This window comes from Mesorhizobium sp. M1E.F.Ca.ET.063.01.1.1 (assembly GCF_003998155.1).
Taxonomy (GTDB): Bacteria; Pseudomonadota; Alphaproteobacteria; order Rhizobiales; family Rhizobiaceae; genus Mesorhizobium.
In genome coordinates, this window is the sequence record NZ_RZSC01001508.1 from 1 (window position 1) to 537 (window position 537).

1 protein-coding gene and 1 pseudogene are annotated in these 537 nt (G+C 62.8%); both read right to left on the reverse strand.

Going from position 1 to position 537, the window contains the following annotated elements:
* A partial coding sequence (locus EOA29_RS39495) for an SRPBCC domain-containing protein (RefSeq protein ID WP_189479187.1) occupies positions 1 to 198 on the reverse strand: 198 nt, incomplete at its 3' end.
* Positions 195 to 517: pseudogene (locus EOA29_RS39500) on the reverse strand (metalloregulator ArsR/SmtB family transcription factor). The gene EOA29_RS39495 and the pseudogene EOA29_RS39500, both read right to left, overlap by 4 nt.
* Between the last annotated feature and the right edge of the window lie 20 nt (positions 518 to 537).

The window sequence follows — 537 nt, forward strand, 5'->3', positions numbered from 1 at the left end:
CGTTTGGACCTGGCAGTCGACGCCGCCCCAGTCCGCGCTGACACTGAAACGATGGTCCACGACCGGCTTGAAGTTGTTCTTCATCAGCCACTCCTCGATCAGATGCGGTTGCGTCAGCGCGCGCCAGATCTTTTCCGGCGGATAAGGTATCTCCCGCTCGACGACGACGGAGCGGGTTTCGGTTGCAGTATTGATCATTGGTCCATTCTTTTGAGCAGATCCTCGAGGTCGTCGAACCGGCTCTCCCAGAAGCCGGCCATCTGGCGTGTCCAATCCATCAGGGGAGCAAGCGCGCCTAGCTGCGCGCTATAGTGGGTCTGCCGTCCCTCATGGCGGTCGCGCACCAGCCCTGCCTGCCTCAGGACGCCGAGATGCTTCGACACGGCTGGCTGCGACACCCCGGACTGGGCCGTAAGGGCGCCCACGGTCTGCTCTCCCTTTGGCACAGTCGTTCGAAGATGGCGCGCCGGGTCGGATCGGCAAGTGTCCTGAACAGCGCGTCGTGGGCATTCGTCATGGGATCGATAACCCGGTGGC